This is a genomic window from Clostridioides sp. ZZV14-6154 (assembly GCF_020657785.1).
Classification (GTDB): Bacteria; Bacillota; Clostridia; order Peptostreptococcales; family Peptostreptococcaceae; genus Clostridioides.
This window is the reverse complement of the sequence record NZ_JAGWCY010000083.1, coordinates 1-255: the sequence shown is the minus strand read 5'-3', so window position 1 is coordinate 255 and position 255 is coordinate 1. Positions and strand designations below refer to the sequence as shown.

General features: G+C 48.6%; 1 rRNA gene. It reads right to left on the bottom strand.

The window, feature by feature from the left end:
- Window positions 1–255: ribosomal RNA gene (locus KGF45_RS19840) — 16S ribosomal RNA — on the bottom strand; the annotation flags it as partial.

Genomic DNA, 255 nt, shown 5'->3' with positions numbered 1-255 from the left:
CTCAGTTCCAATGTGGCCGATCACCCTCTCAGGTCGGCTACTGATCGTCGCCTTGGTAAGCCGTTACCTTACCAACTAGCTAATCAGACGCGGGTCCATCCTGTACTGGCTCACCTTTGATATTTAAAAGATGCCTCTCAAATATATTATCCCGTATTAGCATACCTTTCGGTATGTTATCCGTGTGTACAGGGTAGGTTACCCACGCGTTACTCACCCGTCCGCCGCTCTTTACCGAAGTAAATCGCTCAACTT